An 18,814-nucleotide genomic window follows, 5' to 3' on the forward strand; every position below is an offset into this window, starting at 1 on the left:
GTCGAAAATCCTCCATTCGTATCCAATCGAAGCGCCTGTCGCCGATCCCGCTGCCGGTTCGGCGGAGACGAAGCGCGTTCAAACAAGGGTTGAGAGATCAGGCCCTACCCGGCTGGATCGGGCCGAAGACTCAGCAGCGGTTGCCGCCCGCGGTCTGGCCGTACTGCTTGACCGGAAAGTTCTGCTGGTTGGCGTTGCCTTCCGCGGCCGAGTTCATCGGGCAGGCGGCGTAGCGCGGGCCGTCATGGACGCCGAGGGAGTCGGTCCAGCCGGACGTCATCGGGATCGGGCGGGCATAGCTTTCGCTGAAGGCCAGGGCGGACGTGACCGGTGCGACACCCAGGACGATAGCGGCGACGGCGGCGGCAATACGGGTCTTCATCAATCTCTCCGATGATCTGCTTCAGGATAGTCCGGCGATCCGAACTTCTTTTTTCTTCGCTAAACTGGATATGGGGAGCGTTTGTCCGCCCTGACGTGCCGTGGCGCACGTGGTGAGCCGGCAAGGCGCTGGGCCGGTCTTTCGGCGCCGTCCCGGCAAAGTCGAGGCCGGTCCCATCCGGCCGAAAGTCCGCCGCCGGGTCGATCCTATTCGGGTCGCAGAATCGTTCCGACGGATAACGTCGGCGCATCGTCCGTCACGATGCGCCCGCGACGATCGCGTGATCATCTGGCGCGTCGCCTCGAACTTGTTGTTCCGGACGCGGTGGAGGCACCCCGGCCGGGCATCTCGCGCGGGGCGCGGCGAATGAATCCGTACCCAGGCGGAACGGCCACCTCAGGTTTGCTAGCAGCGATGTTCCGCACCCTGACAGAGCGGAAGATGCCCCGCAGCCCGGTGCTGTTGGTTAAAACGCAACCTTTCGGTGGTTCGATCCGTCCGGTTGAGGGGTCCGCAATCCCGCCGGGTGCCGCGTCGCGGGGCTCTGGCGGGTGGCGTGCGCGGGGCCCCGCGAGAGTTCGAGTTCGCCGATGTCCTCCATGACAGCCGCGCCGACCGGTGCGACGGCCGCCGCGTCGGCTTGGGCTGCTGGCTCGCCACCATGGGCCGCGGGCTCGTCACCATGGGCCGCGGGCGCCTGGGGCCGCGTCCCCGCCCTCCGCGCGGTCCAGGGCTTGGCGAGCGGCCTCCACGCGGCGTTCATCTTCTTTGCCTGCTTCGCCTTCTCGGATGCCTCGCCCTACGACCTCGTGGCGATTCCGACGATCGTGCTGTGGCTGGCGCTCGGCATCCGCCTGCACAGGGGGGCGCTGCCCCTCGTGCTCCTGCTCCTCGCCTACCTCACGGCGATGGGGATCGCGCTCCTGCCCTATCTCAACGAGCCGCTCTCGGTGACGTGGACGGTGCAGCTGTTCTACCTCGCGGCCACCTGCATCTTCTTCGCGATGCTCTACGCCGACGACACGCAGGCGCGCATCGAGGTCGCGCTCAAGGCCTATACCGCCAGCTGCGTGCTCTCGGCGGGTCTCGGCATCGTCGGCTACCTGCAACTGCTCGGCATCGAGGATCTGTTCTACAAATACGGCCGCGCCTCGGGCACCTTCCAGGACCCGAACGTGTTCGGCTCCTTCCTCACGCTCGGCGCGCTCTACCTGATCCACCGCCTCCTCTCCGGCGCGACCCGCTGGCCGATCCTGTCGCTGCTCAGCCTCGTCGTCGTGATGGCGGGCATCTTCCTGTCCTTCTCGCGCGGCTCCTGGGGCGGGACGGTGGTGGCGGTCGCCGTCATGGTCGTGGCGCTCTACGCGACGAGCCGCTCGCGGGCCCTGCGGCGGCGGATCGTGACCCTCGGCCTCGTCACCGTCGGCTTCGGCGCGGTCGCGCTGGCGGGGCTGCTCTCGATCGACAGCGTCGCCCAGACCTTCCAGACCCGCGCCGCGGTCACGCAGGACTACGACGAGGGCGAGACCGGCCGCTTCGGCAACCAGATCCGCGGCATGGGGATGCTGCTGGAGGAGCCGCTCGGCCTCGGCCCCCTGCGCTGGCGCCAGATCTTCAACTTGGAGCCGCACAATTCCTACATCGGCAGCTTCGCCAACGGCGGCTGGATCGCGGGCGCCGCCTTCATCGCCCTCGTGGCGGCGACCTCCTTCGTCGGCGTCCGGCTGATGCTGCGCCCCTCGCCCTACCGGGCCTACGCGCAGATCGTGTTCCCCGCGCTGCTGATGTTCTTTCTCCAGGCGATGCAGATCGACGTGGAGAAATGGCGCCACGTCTACATGATGCTGGGGATGGTCTGGGCGCTGGAGGCGGCCCGCCTGCGCGCCGTCCGTGCGCCCTTGACCCTCCCCCTCCCGCGGCGCATCGGAGACCATCCGAGCGTTGCAGCACCGCCCGGGACAGGCGGAGCGCACCGAAATTGGATCGGAGGCAGGGGCGAGGTGTCCGGAACGACGGTGAGGCCGTGACCACGGGAGCGGCAAGCGAGGCCGAGCGCCTCGCGGCCCTGCACGCGTTGCGCATTCTGGATAGCGATCCGGAGGCGCAGTTCGATGCCGTGTGCCGGACGGCGCAGCGCCTGTTCGGCGTCGCGGCGGCCTATATCTCCCTGGTCGATGCCGAGCGGCAATGGCTCAAGGCCTGCGCCGGCACCATGCCGACGCAGACGCCGCGAAAGGACTCCTTCTGCGACCAGACGATCGAGCAGGATGCGATGCTCGTCGTTCCCGATGCCCGCCGCGACCCACGCTTTTCCGGGCTCGGGATCGTCACCGGCCCGCCCCACATCGTGTTCTATGCCGGCGCCCCGCTGATCCTGCGGCCGGGCGTGCGGCTCGGCTCCCTCTGCCTCGTCGATCCGCAGCCGCGGGACTTCACCCCGGACGACGCGGCGGCCCTGCGCGACCTCGCCGAGATCGTGATGGCGCAGATGCGGCTGCGGCGCGACAACCTCGCCTTCGCCAGCGAGAAGGCCTTGCGGCAGATCCACGAGAGCACCATCCGCGCCCAGGGCGTGGAGATCGAGCGGCGGGCGAGCGCCAACTCGCTTCTCACCATGGCCGAGCAGATCGCCCAGGTCGGCCATTGGCGCATCAATTTCGCCAGCGGCCAGCCGATCTACTCGGAGAGCCTGCTGCGCATCGCCGGGCTCGATCCGGCGGCCAAGCATCCCGGCCTCGCCCGGCTGTGCCATCACGCGGACCGGGAGCGCGTCGAGGCCGCCCTCGCCGCGGCGATCGCCGGAGGGCGCGACTTCGAGTTCGAGACGCGGTTCGCGCGGCCCGACGGAACGGTCCGCGACGTGTTGGTGCGCGGCACCGGCAAGACCGACGAGGCGGGCCGTACGATCGGACTGTTCGGCATCCTCATGGACGTGACCGACCGGCTGCGGATCCAGGCCGAGATGCGCCGCAGCGAGATGCGCTACCGCAGCCTGGCCGACGCCCTGCCGCTGCTCGTCTGGACCATCGATCCGGACAGCGGCGAGGCGACCTACGTCAATGCGCGCTTCGAGGATTACTACGGCCCGATCGGCGCCTCGCGGGTGCAGCGGCTCGCCCGCAACCATCCCGACGACGCGCCCGCCATGGAGGCGGCATGGCAGGCGGCTCAGGCCAGCGGCCGGGGCTATGACGGCCAGTGGCGCCTGAGGGCGCGGGACGGTTCCTACCGCTGGCACAAGCTGTCGATCACCCCGATCCGCAGCGCGGGCGACCCGGCCGGGATCACCGAGTGGATCGGCACCGCGCTCGACATCGACGAGATCGTCTCCGCGCGGCTGTCCGTGGAGGATACGAGCCGCCTGCTCGGCATCGCCCTGGAGGGTGCGGAGGCCGGCACCTTCGACTGGAACCTGCGCACCGGCATCACGGTGCTGTCGCCGGAAAGCGTGCGCCTCTACGGCCTGCCCGAGACCGGTGAACCGCGCGCCCTGTCGCCGACGGAATGGACCGCGACCATCCACCCCGACGACGTCGTCGAGGCGTGGAACCGGATCCATCACGCCGTCGATTCCCGGTCCCGCTTCACCGCGGAATACCGGGTGGGCGAGCGCTGGCTCTACACCTCCGGCCGCACCCTCTACGAAGGCGACGGCCGCCCCTACCGGATGCTCGGGCTGCATCTCGACATCACCGAGCGCAAGGCCGCCGAGGCGGCCCTGCGCGCCGCCACCGCCGAGGCCCGCGCCGCCACGGTGGAGGCCGAGCGGGCGAGTGCGGCCAAGAGCGAGTTCCTCGCGGCCATGAGCCACGAGATCCGCACGCCGCTGAACGGGATCCTCGGCTATGCCGACCTGCTCCTCGACCGAACCGACCACGATCCGGAGGATCAGCGCCGCCTGGAACTGATCCGCGTCTCGGGCGAGTCCCTGCTCACCGTCGTGAACGACGTTCTCGACGTCTCCAAGATCGAGGCCGGCCAACTCGAACTCGACCCGCTTCCCTTCGCGCTGGGCAAGCTGATCGAGGACACGGTCGCGATCGTGCGCGGCACCGCCCTCAAGAGCGCGCTGACCGTCGAGGCGCGGATCGATCCGGACCTGCCCGCGAGCGTGGTCGGCGACGCGAACCGCCTGCGGCAGGTGCTGTTCAACCTGCTCAACAACGCGGTCAAGTTCACGCCGGCCGGCTCGGTCGTCCTCACGGCCCGCTACGAGGGCTCCGTCCCGGGCACCGACGGCGATCCCGCGGAAGCGCTGCGCTTCGAGATCAGCGACACCGGCATCGGCATCGCGCCCTCGCAGCGGCACCGGCTGTTCAAGCCCTTCAGCCAGGTCGACGGCTCGATCAGCCGGCGCTTCGGCGGGTCGGGCCTGGGGCTCGCGATCTGCCATCGCCTCGTCACCATGATGGGGGGCGAAATCGGCGTCGAGAGCCGAGAGGGCGCCGGCTCGACCTTCTGGTTCACCCTGGCCCTGCCGCGCGCCACCACGCCGCCCGCCGCGCAGCCGGCGGCCGGACCGCTTCGCCCGGAAGCGGCGCGACCGGCCCGGCTCCTGCTCGTGGAGGACGTGCCGATCAACCAGACGCTGGCCCGCGCCGTGCTGGAGGTGCAGGGCTACCGCGTCGATGTGGCGGGTGACGGGAACGCAGCGATCGCGGCCGTCGAGGCCACCTATGGCCCGGAGGAGGCCGGCACCGACCCTTACTCCGTCGTGCTGATGGACGTGCAGATGCCGGGCATGGACGGCCTCACCGCGACCCGCCGCATCCGCGCCATGACGGGCCCCGCCGCCCGCCTGCCGATCGTGGCGATGACGGCCAACGTCCTCGACGGGCAGGTGCAGGAATTCATCGCGGCGGGCATGGACGACCATGTCGGCAAGCCGTTCAAGCGCGCCCAGCTCTGCGCGGTGATCGAGCACTGGCGGGCCGTCGGCGCCGAGCGGGCGCGGGAGACGACATCCCCGGCTCGTCCGCCCAGAGACCTTCTCCGGCGTCGCCCCGAAAGCGTGCCGCCGGATTTCGCGGATCGCGGGCACGGCGAGCCGTTGCTCGACCGCGCCGCCTTTGCCGCCGTGCAGGCCACGATGGGCCGCGAGCGCGTGCTGTCGCTCCTGTCCCTGCTCGAACTCGACCTCGAGCTGCGCTTCCTCCCGGAGGGGGCCGAACCGGGCCGGACCGAGTTCGACCGGGAGCAGCTCGCCTACGACGCCCACGCCATGGTCGCCGCGGCGGGCGCCCTCGGCTTCATCGCCCTGTCCGGTCTGTGCCGGGAGATCGAGGACGCCTGCCGGGACGGCGGCGCGCTCGGCCCCCTGATCCACCGCCTCGCGACGCTGCGGACGGGAACGCTCGGAACGATCAGGGCCCTCAGGGCGGCGTGAGATGCCTCCGAGGCCTTTCCGCGTCTTGAGATCGCGGCCGCCCCGCGCCACCTGACAGCCGGTCCCGCTTCCCCAACGAAGCCTGCCGCCAGAGCCTGCCTTGCCGCCCCTCTTCGACTACGCCGCGCAAGCGGGCTCCGCGATCAAGGCCTTCGCCGAAGCCTCCAGCGATCTCCTGATCCAGCCGACGCTGAGGCTCGGTGTCACCGGTCTCGCCCGCTCCGGCAAGACGGTGTTCACCACCGCGCTGATCCACCATCTCGTGGAGGGCCACGCGCTGCCGGCCTTCGAGCCGGCGCAAGGAGGACGCCTGCGCCGGGCGCGGCTCGTGCCGCAGCCCGACGACGACGTGCCGCGCTTCCCCTTCGAGGAGAACTTTTCCGCGCTCACCGAGGCCCGGCGCTGGCCGGGCTCCACCGACCGGATCAGCCAGCTCCGCCTGGAGATCGAGTACGAGCGCGCGGGCGGCTGGCGCTCGGGTCCGGGCACGCTGATGCTCGACGTGGTGGACTATCCCGGCGAATGGCTGCTCGACCTCGCGCTCGTCGATCAGAGCTACGTGGCGTGGTCGCGCGCGACCATCGCCGGCACCCGCCGGGCGGGGCGGGCCGCGATCGCCGCGCCCTGGCTCGCGCTGATGCAGGAACTCGACCCTGCGGCCCCCCTCGACGAGGTGCTGGCCGAGCGCGCCGCCAATGCCTTCAAGGCCTATCTTGGGGCGCTGCGCGCGGGCGCGGAATCGGTCGCCACCACGCCGCCGGGGCGCTTCCTGATGCCGGGCGATCTCGCCGGCTCGCCGATGCTGACCTTCGCCCCCCTCGACCGCCTGGAGGAAGCCCAGGTGCCCGGCAGCCTCGGCGCGCTGATGGAGCGGCGCTTCGAGGCCTACAAGAGCAAGGTGGTGGAGCCGTTCTTCCGCGAACATTTCCAGCGCGTCGATCGGCAGATCGTGCTGGTCGATGTGCTCTCGGCGGTCGATTCCGGGCCCGCGGCGCTGGCCGAACTGGAGGAGGCGCTGGACGCGGTGCTGCTCGCCTTCCGGATCGGGCGCAACAGCCTGCTCTCGCGCTTCTTCGCGCCGCGGGCCGAGCGGATCATGTTCGCCGCGACCAAGGCCGACCACCTCCACCAGTCGAGCCACGACCGGCTCGACGCACTCCTGCGCCTCCTCGTTTCGCGGGCGATGCGCCGCACCGAGGCCGCGGGCGCGCGGGTCGGCACCGTGGCGCTCGCCTCCGTCCGCGCCACCCGCGAGACCACGGTCCACGATGGCGGCGAGGTCTTGCGCGCGGTCTCCGGCACGCCGGAGGCGGGCGAGCATGTCGGCGACGAGATCTTCGACGGGCTCTCGGAGGCCGCGGTGTTTCCCGGCGAACTGCCCGCCGACCCGCAGGCGGTGCTCGACGGCGCGGTTCCGGCAGGCTCGTTCCGCTTCCCACGCTTTCGCCCGCCGCCGGTGAAGCCCGACGCGCTCGGCCGTGCCGGGCATCTGCCGCAAATCCGGCTCGACCGGGCCATGCAGTTCCTGATCGGGGACAAGCTGACGTGACCAACCCGCAGCGCCCGCGCGCCTTCCGCATTCCCGCCGCCGACCAGCCTCCGCCGGAGGCCGCCACCGCCGAGGCGACGCCGCGGCCGGAGGTGCGCCTCGTCGACGAGCCCTACGAGATCGTGGACGCCGCCGACGGCGTCGCCGTGCCGGTGGCGCCCAAGCGCCGCGCGCCCTGGCTGTCGATCCTGTTCAGCGCGCTCGGCGGCCTCGTCACCATCGCCGTCGGCCTCTCGCTGGAACGGCTGATCGCCGATCTGTTCGCCACCGCGCCCTGGCTCGGCTGGGTCGCGCTGGCGCTCCTCGCCGTCGCCGTGATCGCGCTGACGGCCATCGTCGCCCGCGAGGCGCTCGGCGTCTGGCGCGAGCGCAAGATCGAGGCGTTGCGCGAGCGTGCGCTGGCCGCCCTCTCGACCCGTGACCACACCGCCGCGCAGGGCGTGGTGCAGGAGCTGCGCGGCTTCTACGCCGACCGGCCGGCGCTGGCAGGCGCCATCCGCCGGCTCGACGCGGTGGGCGATGCGATCCTCGACGTGGACGACCGTCTGGCCCTGGCCGAGGGCGAGTTGCTTATCCCCCTCGACCGGCAGGCCAAGGCGGCGATCGCCCAGGCCGCGAGCCAGGTCTCGGCGGTGACGGCGCTGAGCCCGCGGGCCATCGTCGATGTCGCCTTCGTGGTGTTCTCCGCCGCCCGGCTGCTGCGCCGGATCGCGGCGATCTACGGCGGGCGGCCCGGCTTGCTCGGCTTCCTCAGGCTCGCCCGCGCCGCTTTCGCTCACCTTACCGTCACCGGCGGCATGGCGGTGGGCGAGGGCATGCTGCATCAGGTGCTCGGTCTCGGCCTCGCCGCCCGGGTCTCGGCCAAGCTCGGCGAGGGCGTGCTCAACGGTTTGATGACGGCCCGCTTCGGGATTGCGGCGCTGGCCGTCTGCCGGCCGCTCCCCTTCGTCCGCGTGAGCCCGCCCACCGTGAATGACGTCGCGGGCCAGCTCTTCCGCAACAGCGAGCCCAAGGAATAACAAGATCCCTTTGGCGGGGATTGGGGCAGCGCCCCGAAAACAAGAAGCTCCCGAGCCGTCAGGCCCGGGAGCTTCTTCTCTTCTACGGCTGAGTGAGCGCGACGATCAGCAGTCGTCGCCGCCCTTCTTCTCGCCGAGCTTCTGGTCATGACCGGCGGCGTTCATCGCGCCGACCGTGCCCGGCGCAGCCGGCTGCTCGCCGCCGGCGGTGTTCTTGGCCGAGGCGGTCTGCTCCGAGCCCGGCTTGTTGCCGACGCCCTGTCCCGCGCCGACGTTGTTCATCGCACCGACCGTGCCGGGCGAGGCCGGCTGCTGGCCGCCCGCGAGATTCTTCGAACCCGAATCGGCGCCACTGCCGGTGCTGCTGTTCGCTGCAGCGGAATCGCCGGGGGCCTTGGCGTTGGTGCTGCCGGTGTTGCACGGCGCGGCGAGCGCGGAACCGGCGATGAAGGCGAAAGCGGTGGCGGTAGCGATGGTCTTCGTGAGCGTCACGATTGCGTCCCTCCGGAATTATCCAACCGGCATTGCCGGCCGGTCTGCCCGGAGAAAGCAATTAAGGAAATTTAAGTTCCCGATTCGCCCCAACACCGTAGGAACTTTTTAGAACTGCATTCCCATGCATTTGATGGAAATTCCAACAAACCCCTGATGGATCATCTTCTATTCGGCTGGCACCTCAGCCGCTCCGGCGGCTCAGTCCGGCTCAGAGCGGGGCGAGGAAACCCGCCAGCCGCATCAACCCCTCCGGCCAGGGCCCGTGCCCGCTCGCGACGTTGATGTGGCCGGCCTCGCCCGCATCGACCAGGGCCGAGCCCCAGGCATAGGCGTAGTCCTCCGCCCGCCCGTAGGTGCAGTGCGGGTCCGTGCGGCTAGCCACCAGCAGCGACGGGAAGGGCAGCGGATCGCGCGGCACCGGCCCGAAGGCGCGCACGCTCTCGGGCAGGTCGGCGCCCGCCTCGATATCTGGGAAGGCCACCAGCAGGGCCCCGCGCACGACGCCTTCGGGGAAGCGCGGCGCGGCCTCCACCGCCGCAACGACGCCGAGGCTGTGGGCGATGAGGATCACCGGCTGGGTCGCCGCCGCCACCGCCTCCGCGACGCGGGCACGCCACGCCTCCGGATCGGGCCGGTGCCAGTCGTCCTGCGCGACGATCCGCGCGGTCTTGAGCCGCGCCGCCCAGCGCGCCTGCCAGTGCTCCTCCTCGGAGCCGGCATAACCCGGCAGGATCAGGATATCGCAATCGGCAGTCTTCATGGGCGGTCTTCTCGGACGGGCGGCGTCCTCACGCAACGGGCAGCGGGCCGCGCGGGCTCCGCCGAGAGCGTCACGCGAGCCAATCGGGCAGGCGGTCGAGGCGGATCAGGTCGTCGTAGCTCGGGCGCGGGCGCACCACAGCCGAGCGGTCGCCGCTCACCAGCACCTCCGGCACGAGGCGGCGGCTGTTGTAGGTGCCGGCCTGGACCGCGCCGTAGGCGCCCGCGCTCATGACGGCGATGAGGTCGCCCGGCGCCACGGTCGGCATCTCGCGCCCCAGTGCCAGATAGTCGCCGCTCTCGCAGACCGGACCGACCACGTCCGCCGTCAGTCGGGGGGTGTCCGGGGCGGGCTCGCGCACCGGGCGAAGGGCGTGGAAGGCCTCGTAGAGCGTCGGGCGGATCAGGTCGTTCATCGCCCCGTCGACGATGACGAAGGTCTTCTCCTCCGTCGGCTTCACGTAGATCACGCGGGTGACGAGGATGCCGGCATTGCCCGCGATCATCCGCCCGATCTCGAAGACCGGACGCAGGCCGAGCGGCCGGAAATGCGGGCGCAGGATCGCGGCGAGCGCTGCCGGATCGGGCGGGGGCGCGTTGTCGTCGCGATAGGGAATGCCGAGCCCGCCGCCGAAATCGACGTGGTGCAGCCGGTGCCCGTCGGCGAGCAGGTCGCGGGCCAGTTCGCAGAGCAGGCGCGCGGCGTTGTCGAACGGGGTCAGGTCGGTGATCTGGCTGCCGATATGCGCATCGACGCCGACGATCTCGAGGCCCGGCAGCCGAGCGGCCCCGGCATAGACCGCGCGGGCGCGGGAGATCGGGATGCCGAACTTGTTGTCGGACTTGCCGGTCGAGATCTTGGCATGGGTCAGCGCATCGACATCCGGGTTCACCCGGATCGAGACCGGCGCCTTGCGCCCGCGCGCGGCGGCGACCTCGGACAGGGCGGCGAGTTCCGGCTCGCTCTCGACGTTGAAGCAGAGGATGTTCGCGTCGAGCGCGGCGGCCATCTCCTCGCGGGTCTTGCCGACGCCGGAGAAGACGATGCGCTCCCCCGGCACGCCCGCAGCGAGCGCCCGGCGCAATTCACCCTCGGAGACGATGTCCATGCCCGCGCCCTGACGCGCGAGGGTGGCGAGCACCGCCTGGTTCGAGTTCGCCTTCATGGCAAAGCACACCAGGGCGTCGTCACCCGAGAAGGCCTCGGCGAAGACGCGGTAGTGACGCTCCAGAGTCGCGGTGCTGTAGCAGTAGAACGGCGTGCCGACCTCCTCGGCCAGGGCCGCCAGATCGACGTCCTCGGCATGGAGGCGCCCGTCCCGGTAGTGGAAGTGGTGCATGTCAGGAGAATCCGCCGCCGCGCCCGCCGGATGGGGAGCGGCGCATCCGAATGCCCCCATGCGCGGTGCGCTGTCTACGTGTCTGTCACAAAACGCCCGGTGTACCGGCATGGCTGGAGGGGGAGGCTCGACGATCGGACGTTCCGCGAGCCCGCCGCGATCCGGTCACGCTCCGGCGGCCCGCTACAGAAGCGGATCGAGGATGAACGGCTCCTTGGGGATCCGGTAGCCGCGCTTGGATCCGCGGGAGGTCGTGACCGGAACGCCGTCGCCGCCCGCGGGGATCGCCGCGGCGCTCAGTTCGTCGCCCGCCTGCACGGCTTCCGGATCGGGGGCCGCGCCGCGATCGCCCACGGAGACCGTGCTGCCCGGCAGGCTCCGCGACGAGGCGGGAACGCCGGGCCGCGTCCCCGGAGCGGTTTCTGACAGGGCCGCACCCGGCGGCTCCAGGCTGCCGCGCCGGCCACAGGCCGTGCAGGCCAGGGTGAGGCCGAGCGCGATCAGGATCGAGAGGCGGGCGGAAGAGGCGGGCATCGAGGTTTCCGGCGGTCTTTCCCGGCTGGGCGGCGCCAGCTTAGCCGTTGGGGCTTCGCCCCGAAAGGTGGGCCGCGGCGTCTCGGGCGGGACGATGCGCGCTCGGCGCAGAATGCTCGGCGCGCGCCCGCTTCCGTTGCCCCCCGCGTGGCCCTCAGCTCTTCTTGTTGCCGCGCTGCGAATCCTTCGGCGGCGCGTAGGCATCGATCGCCCGGCGGCAGTTCTCGGAGAGCTTGGCCCAGTTGGTCTTGAAGCACTGATCGGTGGCCGGATCGTCCGGGTCGAGATTGCCGCAATAGCTGAGGTAATCGCCGGTGCAGTACTTCTTGAGCGTCTCGTTGCCGCGCTTCGACTGCTGCGCCTGCGCCGGAGCAGCCAACACGGCGACCGCGCCCGTGAGGGCGAGAACCAGGGGCGTCAGCTTCAAAGCCATGATGTTCGCTCGATCGCGGTTCGTGGGAAGAGATTCGTGAGAGGAGGTCCGGGCGCGATGATGCCCTCGCTTGTTCGAAACAAGGCGGGTCCGGGGCAACCGCAAGATGGTTCGGTGCTTACGGGCTCGTGCCGGACGGGGCAAGGGAGGCTGAAGGAGACGCTGAAACGGACGCTCGACGGGACGGTAGCAGAGTAGGCCCCCGATCGGCTCCGCTCGGTGCGTTTCAGCTCTCGGCGAGCGCAGGCGACGCGGCCGGAAAGCCTCCGGCTTGGGGCAGACGGTCTTGAGGCAAGCGGTCTTGGGGCAAGCGGTCGCGGCGCGCCAAGGCGTCGGCGACCTCGCCGATGCGGCGGCGCAGCTCGGCGGTGTCATCGCTCCCGCGTGCGGCCAGCGTAGCCTGGGCCGCCGTCAGTTCGGCGCGCAGCGCCTCGATCTCGGCCGCCGTGGAGGTGTATCCGACGGTCTCACCCTCGGCGCCCGACGGCGCGGTCGCGGTCTGCATCCGGCGCGTCGCCTTGAGATCGTCGAGGATCGCGCGGTGAGCCTCTTCCAGGGCATGCAGGGTGGCGAGCCCCGTCTCGCCCTCGGCCCGCGCACGGGCGAGATCCCGGTCGAGCCCGGCGATGCGCTCGAGAGCGCGGGCCACCTCGGCCTCGCTGAGGATCCGGGCGGTAACCGCGGCCTCGGCCTCCATGGTGCGGGTGCCGATGGCGGCCATGTCGGCGTGGCGCCGGGCGGCCACCGCCTCGGCCTTCCGCTCCAGCCGGCGCTGCGCGACGGCGAACTCCGCGCGCAAATGGTCGCGCTCGGCCACGACCTCGGACACGCTCACCGGCAGGGTCGCCTCGATCCGCCGCCGGGCGAGACGGCCGGCGCGGGCGCTCACGGTCGGCAGGATCGTCAGGGCGCACAGGCTCGCCAGGAGGAAGCCGAGCCCGAAGATCATTACGGTCTCGATCACGAAGGGGCCCTCACGCCGCCTCGGCCGGGCAGATCCGGCCGCTGCGTCTTTTGCCCGTCTTGCCCGCGCGGAGGCAAGCGCCGTGTCTTCGCTCCAGCTTCAAGCGTCGGCGGGCGCTTGTCGCAGGCAGGCCTCCCACCGACACCTGCCCCCTTTCTCCGAGCCATCGCGCCGCATCGCATCAGGTGCTGGCCGGAGTCGCTCTGAAGACGATCAGAACGGGTTCCAGGTCGGGCGGCCGGTGAATTTCAGGTAGCCGATATTGATGCCGAGCCGGGCGCCGACGCCGGAACGGATCGGCACCACGATGATGCCGCCGTCGGTCACCGCCGTCATGCCGAAGCCGCCGATGAAGTAGGCCGAGCCATCGACGCCGCCGAAGCGCCGGTAGAGGTCGCGCACGGCGGGCAGGTTGTAGACGAGCATCATGGTGCGCGCGCCGTCGCCGCCGACATCGAAGCCGAGCGTCGGGCCCTGCCAGTAGATCCGGCGCTGCCCGGCATTGCGGGTATAGAGCGTGCCCTCGCCGAAGCGCAGGCCGCCGACGATGGCGCCAGACGCCTCCTGTCCGAGGATATAGCCGTTGGGCTCGCCCCAGCGCCGGGTCGCCTCCTCGACGGTCAGAGCGAGGCCGCGGGACACGCTGCCGAAGAAGCGGTGCCCGTTCTCGACCACCTCAGCGGCGCGGAACGAGTCCGGGCGCACGCCGTCGTCCTGATAGGCCAGAGCCGGGACGGCCCCGGCCAGGAGGCCGCCGGACAGTCCGGCCGAGAGGCCGAGCAGGGCAGCGCGGCGGGTCGTGCCCCCGGTGCGGATGGGATCGTGCGGCATGTCGGTCTCCCTACCGGCTCCCTTGACTAGATCTCTTGGCCCGCCCCTCCATGCCGGCCTCGCGGGCGCTGCCCTCAACGGAAGCGGCATCGGATCGAGGCACGCAGGGAGCGCGCAGTCTCGGGTCCGATCAAGTCAAGTTTGGGTTAACGGCTGGTTAAGCGGCTTGCCGCCGCCTCAGGCCTCCTGGACCGCATCCGGCGAACCCGCCCCTCCGGCGCGGCGCCGGTCGAAATACGACACGGCGCTGTGCTGCGGCAGGTCGAGCGCGTCGCGGTAGGCCGCCGAGGCCAGCGCCGCGAAGGGGCCGTTGCGGTAGAAGCGGGCATGGTGGCCGTAGGTGATCGTGGCGCCGTCGGGCCCGACGACGCGCCCGCCGGCCATGGTCAGCACGTGGTCGCCGGCCGCCGTGTCCCACTCCATGGTGGGGACGCAGCGCACGTAGATATCCGCCTCGCCCGCCGCGATCAGGCAGAACTTGAGCGCCGAGGAGGCGACCCGCCGCTCGCCGACCGGCAGCCGCTCCAGGCAGGCATCGGTGTCGCTGTCGCCGTGCAGGCGGCTGACGAGGGCGACGAGACCGTCGGCGGGGGCCGCGCGCACGCCCACGGCCTGGAACGCGCCCGGCCGCCCCTCGCGGATCGGCGCCTCGCGGGCGGTAGTGCCCGCCGCCCAGACCCGGCCGAGCCCCGGCGCCGCCAAGGCGGCGGCGATCGGGCGGTCGCCCTGAATCAGGCCGATATTGACGCAGTACTGTTCGTTGCCGGCCAGGAAGTCGCGGGTGCCGTCGAGCGGATCGACGAGGAAGAACAGCGCGGCGGGCTGCGCGGTGCCGGAGGTCTCCTCGGCGATCACCGGGATGCCGGGGAAAGCTTGCCTCAAGGCCATAATGATCAGCTCCTCGGAGCGGGTGTCGGCGAGGCTGGCGGGCGAACCGTCGGGCTTGATGACGTGCGGGCAGTCGCTGCCGTGATAGCCCTTCAGAATACGCCCGGCCTCGCAGGCAATGCCGGCGAGCTGCTCCGCGATGGCGTCTCGCATCGCGGCCGGAACGGGGGCCGTCAGGGACGCCGACGGGACGGGAGCAAGGGCGGTCATCGCAATGTCATCAATGAAGGAAAGGGGCTTGTCGATCCGAGTCTTGAGCAAATTCGGTGCGCAAGCCTGCGTGACCCGATCCCCATGAGCGCCGGTTGCGGCGAATTGGGGACACTTGTGCCGTCGCGGCGGCCTTCACCGCGAAATGAGCGCCGCAACGGGGCCCGGGATCTGCCGGGGTGCCGTCGCGCGCGACCGGCGAACCGGTCGGATTGATGTCGGCGGCTTTCCAAAGCGGTCGCCGGTGACTATTCGCTTGGGCCCATCCGGTGTCCGCGGCATCCGAGGGGGCAGGCCACCTCCGCGATCGACGGCACTACTTTCGACAGCCGGTTTCGACAGCCGGGAACGGAGCGCGCCATGAGCGGTACCAGCAGCCTCACCCTCGACGCCCTCGATCTCTCGGCTCTGCTGTGCTCGCGCGTGTGCCACGACGTGATCAGCCCGATCGGGGCGATCGTGAACGGGCTCGAAGTGCTGGAGGACGACGACGACCCCTCGATGCGCGAATTCGCCCTCGAACTGATCCGCAAGAGCGCGCGCACCGCCTCGGCCCGGATCCAGTTCGCCCGGATCGCCTTCGGCGCGGCGGGCTCGGCCGGCGCCTCGATCGATCTGGCCGACGCCGAGAAGGTCTCGAAGGCCATGTTCGCCGACGAGAAGACGCAGATCGCCTGGAGCGCACCGCAGGCGCTGTTTCCCAAGAACAAGGTCAAGCTGCTGCTCAACCTCGTGGTGATCGCGTCGAGCGCGATCCCGCGCGGCGGCCTGATCGACGTGGCCGTGACCGGCGGCGGCGACGCCCCGCGCTTCGTCCTGCGCGCCAAGGGCAGCCATGCGCGCATCCCGCCCCATGTCGAGGGGCTGATCGCCGGCACGCCGGAGGGCGGCACCGTCGACGCCCACGGCATCCTGCCGTTCTATGCCGGCCTCGTCGCCCGCGCGGCGGCGATGGACGTGCGCTTCACCATCGAGGGCGACGAGGTGACGGTCGCCGCCACGCCGACCGAGGCCGCGGTCGGATTGCCCGGCGCCCCCGCCCCCAGCATCGAGGACGAGCGCCCCTCCGATAGCGCCCCGCCGGACACGCAGCTCGCCTGAGGCGGCCGCGCCGCAACCATCGCGCGGAGAAGTGGGCGGAGGCGGGTCGCGGCGAATTCTTGCGGCCGTCTTCTCAAAACAATTGTGAAGTCGGCCCCCGCCCTCAACGCTTCCATAACTTTCCGAGGCGAGAGTGCTCGTCGCACGTCCCTTTGTGCGCGTAGACGAGTACCCCCCCATGGACGATCTGCTTCGCGAGTTTCTGGTCGAGAGCGCCGAGCATCTGGACACCGTCGATGCGGAGCTGGTCCGTTTCGAACAGGACCCCAATAACCAGCAGATCCTGCGCAACATCTTCCGGCTCGTCCACACCATCAAGGGGACGTGCGGGTTTCTCGGCCTGCCGCGCCTCGAAGCGCTGGCGCACGCCGCCGAGACCCTGATGGGGCGTTTCCGCGACGGCTATCCCGTCAGCGGCGCCTCGGTCACGCTGATCCTGGCCACCCTCGACCGTCTCAAGGCGATCCTCGGCGACTTGGAAGCCACCGGCTCCGAGCCGGCCGGCGCCGACGAAGACCTGATCGGGGCCCTGGAGGCGATGGCCTCCGAGGAATCGCCCGCCGCCGCCGCGCCGCCGCCCCTGCCCGAGCTGCCGCCGATCGTCGAGCGCGAGCTCAAGCCCGGCGAAGTCTCGCTGGACGACCTCGAGCGGGCTTTCATGGAAGCCCCCGGCCCCGACGACTTTGCCGCCATGGACGCCCCGGCACCCGTCCTCGCGGCCGACGAGCCGGCCTTCGAGAGCGCGCCCGAGCCGGCGGCCCCGATCCAGGCTGCCGAACGTCCCGCCGCCGCTGCCGCCCCCTCCGCCGAGGGCGGTGAGAGCGCGGTGGCCGCCAAGGTGCAGACGATCCGCGTGAACGTCGACACCATCGAGCACCTGATGACGATGGTCTCGGAACTGGTGCTGACCCGCAACCAGCTCCTCGAGATCGCCCGCCGCCACGAGGATTCCGGCTACAAGGTTCCGCTCCAGCGCCTCAGCCACGTCACGGCCGAGCTGCAGGAAGGCGTGATGAAGACGCGCATGCAGCCGATCGGCAATGCGTGGCAGAAACTGCCCCGCGTCGTGCGCGACCTCTCGGCCGAGCTCGGCAAGGGCATCGACCTCGTGATGTCGGGCGCCGAGACCGAACTCGACCGCCAGGTACTCGACGTCATCAAGGATCCGCTCACCCACATGGTGCGCAACTCGGCCGACCACGGCATCGAGTCCACCAACGAGCGCCTCAAGGCCGGCAAGCCCGCCCGCGGCTCGATCCGCCTCTCCGCCTACCACGAGGGCGGCACGATCACGATCGAGATCGCCGACGACGGCAAGGGCCTCGACCTCGCCGCGATCCGCAAGAAGGCGATCGAGCGCAACTTCGCGCCCGCCGCCGACATCGAGCGGATGACCGACGCGCAGGTCGCGAAGTTCATTTTCCACGCCGGCTTCTCGACCGCCAAGGCGATCACCTCGGTCTCCGGCCGCGGCGTCGGCATGGACGTGGTCAAGACCAACATCGAGACCATCGGCGGCGTGGTCGACATCGCCACCGAGCTGGGCAAGGGCACCACCTTCACCATCAAGATCCCGCTGACGCTCGCCATCGTCTCGGCGCTGATCGTCAAGGCCGGCGCACAGCGCTATGCCGTGCCGCAGATTGCGGTGCTCGAACTGGTGCGGGTCGATCCCAAGGGTGACAACACCAGCGCGAACTCGATCGAGCGCATCCACGGCGCGCCGGTGCTGCGCCTGCGCGAGCGGCTCCTGCCGATCGTCACCCTCGACGGGCTGATGCGCGGGCAGGCGACCGTCGAGGAGGGCGAAGTCGTCGAGTCCGGCTTCGTGGTGGTGGCCCAGGTCGGCCGGCAGCGCTTCGGCGTGCTCGTGGACGAAGTCTTCCACACGGAAGAGATCGTCGTGAAGCCGATGTCGTCGAAGCTGCGGCATATCCCGCTGTTTGCCGGCAACACGATCCTCGGCGACGGCGCCGTGGTGCTGATCGTCGATCCCAACGGCGTCGCCAAGCTGGTGGGCCAGAGCGCGCAGTCGGGTGCAGCGACGGAGACCGAGTCCGAGGAGGTCGAGGCCGGCGACGCCAAGGCGACGCTCCTCGTGTTCAAGGGGGGTGCCGGCGGCTTCAAGGCCGTGCCGCTCTCCCTCGTCACGCGCCTCGAAGAGATCGACGCCTCGAAGATCGAGCATCTCGGCGGGCGTCCGCTGATCCAGTACCGCGGCCGCCTGATGCCGCTGGTGCCGGCCGATCCTGCGGTTCCGATCCGCTCGGAAGGCAACCAGGCGCTCGTCGTGTTCTCCGACGGCGACCGGGCGATGGGCCTCGTCGTGGACGAGATCGTCGACATCGTCGAGGAGCGCCTCGACATAGAGATCGCGGCCGACCGCTCCGACCTCATCGGCTCGGCGGTGCTGCGGGGCCGGGCGACCGACATCATCAACATCGCCCACTTCCTGCCGCTCGCCTACGACGACTGGGCGCGGGGCCCGCGCAAGACGGTGGTCAAGGCGCCCTCGCTCCTGCTCGTGGACGACTCGGCCTTCTTCCGCGACATGCTCACCCCCGTGCTCAAGGCGGCGGGCTACGGCGTGACGACCGCGGCATCGGCGGAGGAGGCGCTCGGTCTGCTCAAGGGCAATGCCGGCATCGACCTCGTGGTCAGCGATCTCGACATGCCCGGCCGCAGCGGCTTCGACCTCGTCGCCGCCATGCGCAAGAGCGGCGGGCGGCTGGCCGAGATGCCGGTGATCGCGCTCACCGGCACGGTCGCCCCCGACGCCATCGAACAGGCACGGCGCCTCGCGATCAGCGATCTCGTCGCCAAGTTCGACCGCAGCGGCCTCCTGGCAGCGCTCGCCGAGATCGGCGAAGCCGCCCAATCCGCCGACGCCCGCGTCGCGGCCTGAACCACGAACGGACCGGAA

General features: G+C 70.8%; 15 protein-coding genes. 6 read left to right on the forward strand and 9 right to left on the reverse strand.

Annotated features, from left to right (window positions below):
• Positions 1-130: 130 nt before the first annotated feature.
• Entirely contained in the window at positions 131-382 is a 252-nt protein-coding gene (locus MKK50_RS19165; RefSeq protein WP_499024646.1) for a hypothetical protein, read from the reverse strand.
• 590 nt (positions 383-972) lie between these two features.
• Between MKK50_RS19165 and MKK50_RS19170 the strand changes: the two genes are divergently transcribed.
• From MKK50_RS19170 to MKK50_RS19185, 4 genes are all read left to right on the forward strand, one after another.
• On the forward strand, positions 973-2,409 hold the full coding sequence (locus MKK50_RS19170; protein WP_499024647.1) for an O-antigen ligase family protein: 1,437 nt from the start codon (positions 973-975) through the stop codon (positions 2,407-2,409).
• A complete protein-coding gene (locus MKK50_RS19175; RefSeq protein ID WP_499024648.1) occupies positions 2,406-5,768 on the forward strand; it encodes a PAS domain-containing protein in 3,363 nt (1,120 codons plus the stop codon). The genes MKK50_RS19170 and MKK50_RS19175 overlap by 4 nt, the downstream gene beginning before the upstream one ends.
• Before the next feature lie 100 nt (positions 5,769-5,868).
• Complete coding sequence (locus tag MKK50_RS19180) at positions 5,869-7,317, forward strand: YcjX family GTP-binding protein (protein WP_253373321.1); 1,449 nt, start codon at positions 5,869-5,871, stop codon at positions 7,315-7,317.
• Complete coding sequence (locus MKK50_RS19185) at positions 7,314-8,336, forward strand: YcjF family protein (RefSeq protein ID WP_499024652.1); 1,023 nt, start codon at positions 7,314-7,316, stop codon at positions 8,334-8,336. The genes MKK50_RS19180 and MKK50_RS19185 overlap by 4 nt, the downstream gene beginning before the upstream one ends.
• Before the next feature lie 105 nt (positions 8,337-8,441).
• Here the strand turns inward: MKK50_RS19185 and MKK50_RS19190 are convergent, their stop codons facing one another.
• The 8 genes from MKK50_RS19190 to MKK50_RS19225 form a co-directional block, all read right to left on the reverse strand.
• Positions 8,442-8,828, reverse strand: coding sequence for an exopolysaccharide production protein YjbE (locus tag MKK50_RS19190; protein WP_253373323.1), 387 nt, complete (start codon positions 8,826-8,828; stop codon positions 8,442-8,444).
• Positions 8,829-9,039: 211 nt separating this feature from the next.
• Positions 9,040-9,591 (reverse strand): RBBP9/YdeN family alpha/beta hydrolase, encoded by a 552-nt coding sequence (locus MKK50_RS19195; RefSeq protein WP_499024655.1) that lies wholly within the window; start codon positions 9,589-9,591, stop codon positions 9,040-9,042.
• A 70-nt stretch (positions 9,592-9,661) separates the two neighbouring features.
• Positions 9,662-10,930 carry a diaminopimelate decarboxylase gene (gene lysA, locus MKK50_RS19200; protein ID WP_499024658.1) on the reverse strand — a complete coding sequence of 423 codons (1,269 nt, stop codon included), beginning with the start codon at positions 10,928-10,930 and terminating at the stop codon, positions 9,662-9,664.
• 183 nt (positions 10,931-11,113) lie between these two features.
• The gene (locus MKK50_RS19205) at positions 11,114-11,464 is read right to left on the reverse strand and encodes a hypothetical protein (RefSeq protein ID WP_499024659.1); all 351 of its coding nucleotides are present in this window, start codon (positions 11,462-11,464) and stop codon (positions 11,114-11,116) included.
• A 154-nt stretch (positions 11,465-11,618) separates the two neighbouring features.
• Positions 11,619-11,897, reverse strand: coding sequence for a hypothetical protein (locus tag MKK50_RS19210; RefSeq protein WP_003597646.1), 279 nt, complete (start codon positions 11,895-11,897; stop codon positions 11,619-11,621).
• Positions 11,898-12,123: 226 nt separating this feature from the next.
• A complete protein-coding gene (locus MKK50_RS19215; RefSeq protein ID WP_253374094.1) occupies positions 12,124-12,846 on the reverse strand; it encodes a hypothetical protein in 723 nt (240 codons plus the stop codon).
• A gap of 228 nt (positions 12,847-13,074) precedes the next feature.
• A complete protein-coding gene (locus MKK50_RS19220; RefSeq protein WP_003597644.1) occupies positions 13,075-13,692 on the reverse strand; it encodes a DUF1134 domain-containing protein in 618 nt (205 codons plus the stop codon).
• Between the two features lie 177 nt (positions 13,693-13,869).
• Positions 13,870-14,790: a 3'(2'),5'-bisphosphate nucleotidase CysQ family protein gene (locus tag MKK50_RS19225; protein ID WP_499024662.1), complete on the reverse strand. Its 921-nt coding sequence runs from the start codon at positions 14,788-14,790 to the stop codon at positions 13,870-13,872.
• A 360-nt stretch (positions 14,791-15,150) separates the two neighbouring features.
• On the opposite strand from MKK50_RS19225, the gene chpT reads away from it, so the two are divergent.
• Together chpT and MKK50_RS19235 are read left to right on the forward strand one after the other, a co-directional pair.
• Positions 15,151-15,891, forward strand: a complete 741-nt coding sequence (gene chpT / locus MKK50_RS19230; RefSeq protein ID WP_253373329.1) for a histidine phosphotransferase ChpT — start codon at positions 15,151-15,153, stop codon at positions 15,889-15,891.
• Positions 15,892-16,069: 178 nt separating this feature from the next.
• A complete protein-coding gene (locus tag MKK50_RS19235; protein WP_499024665.1) occupies positions 16,070-18,796 on the forward strand; it encodes a hybrid sensor histidine kinase/response regulator in 2,727 nt (908 codons plus the stop codon).
• Positions 18,797-18,814: the final 18 nt, after the last annotated feature.

Origin of the sequence: Methylobacterium sp. J-043 (genome assembly GCF_022829505.1) — a bacterium.
GTDB lineage: Bacteria > Pseudomonadota > Alphaproteobacteria > Rhizobiales > Beijerinckiaceae > Methylobacterium > Methylobacterium extorquens_A.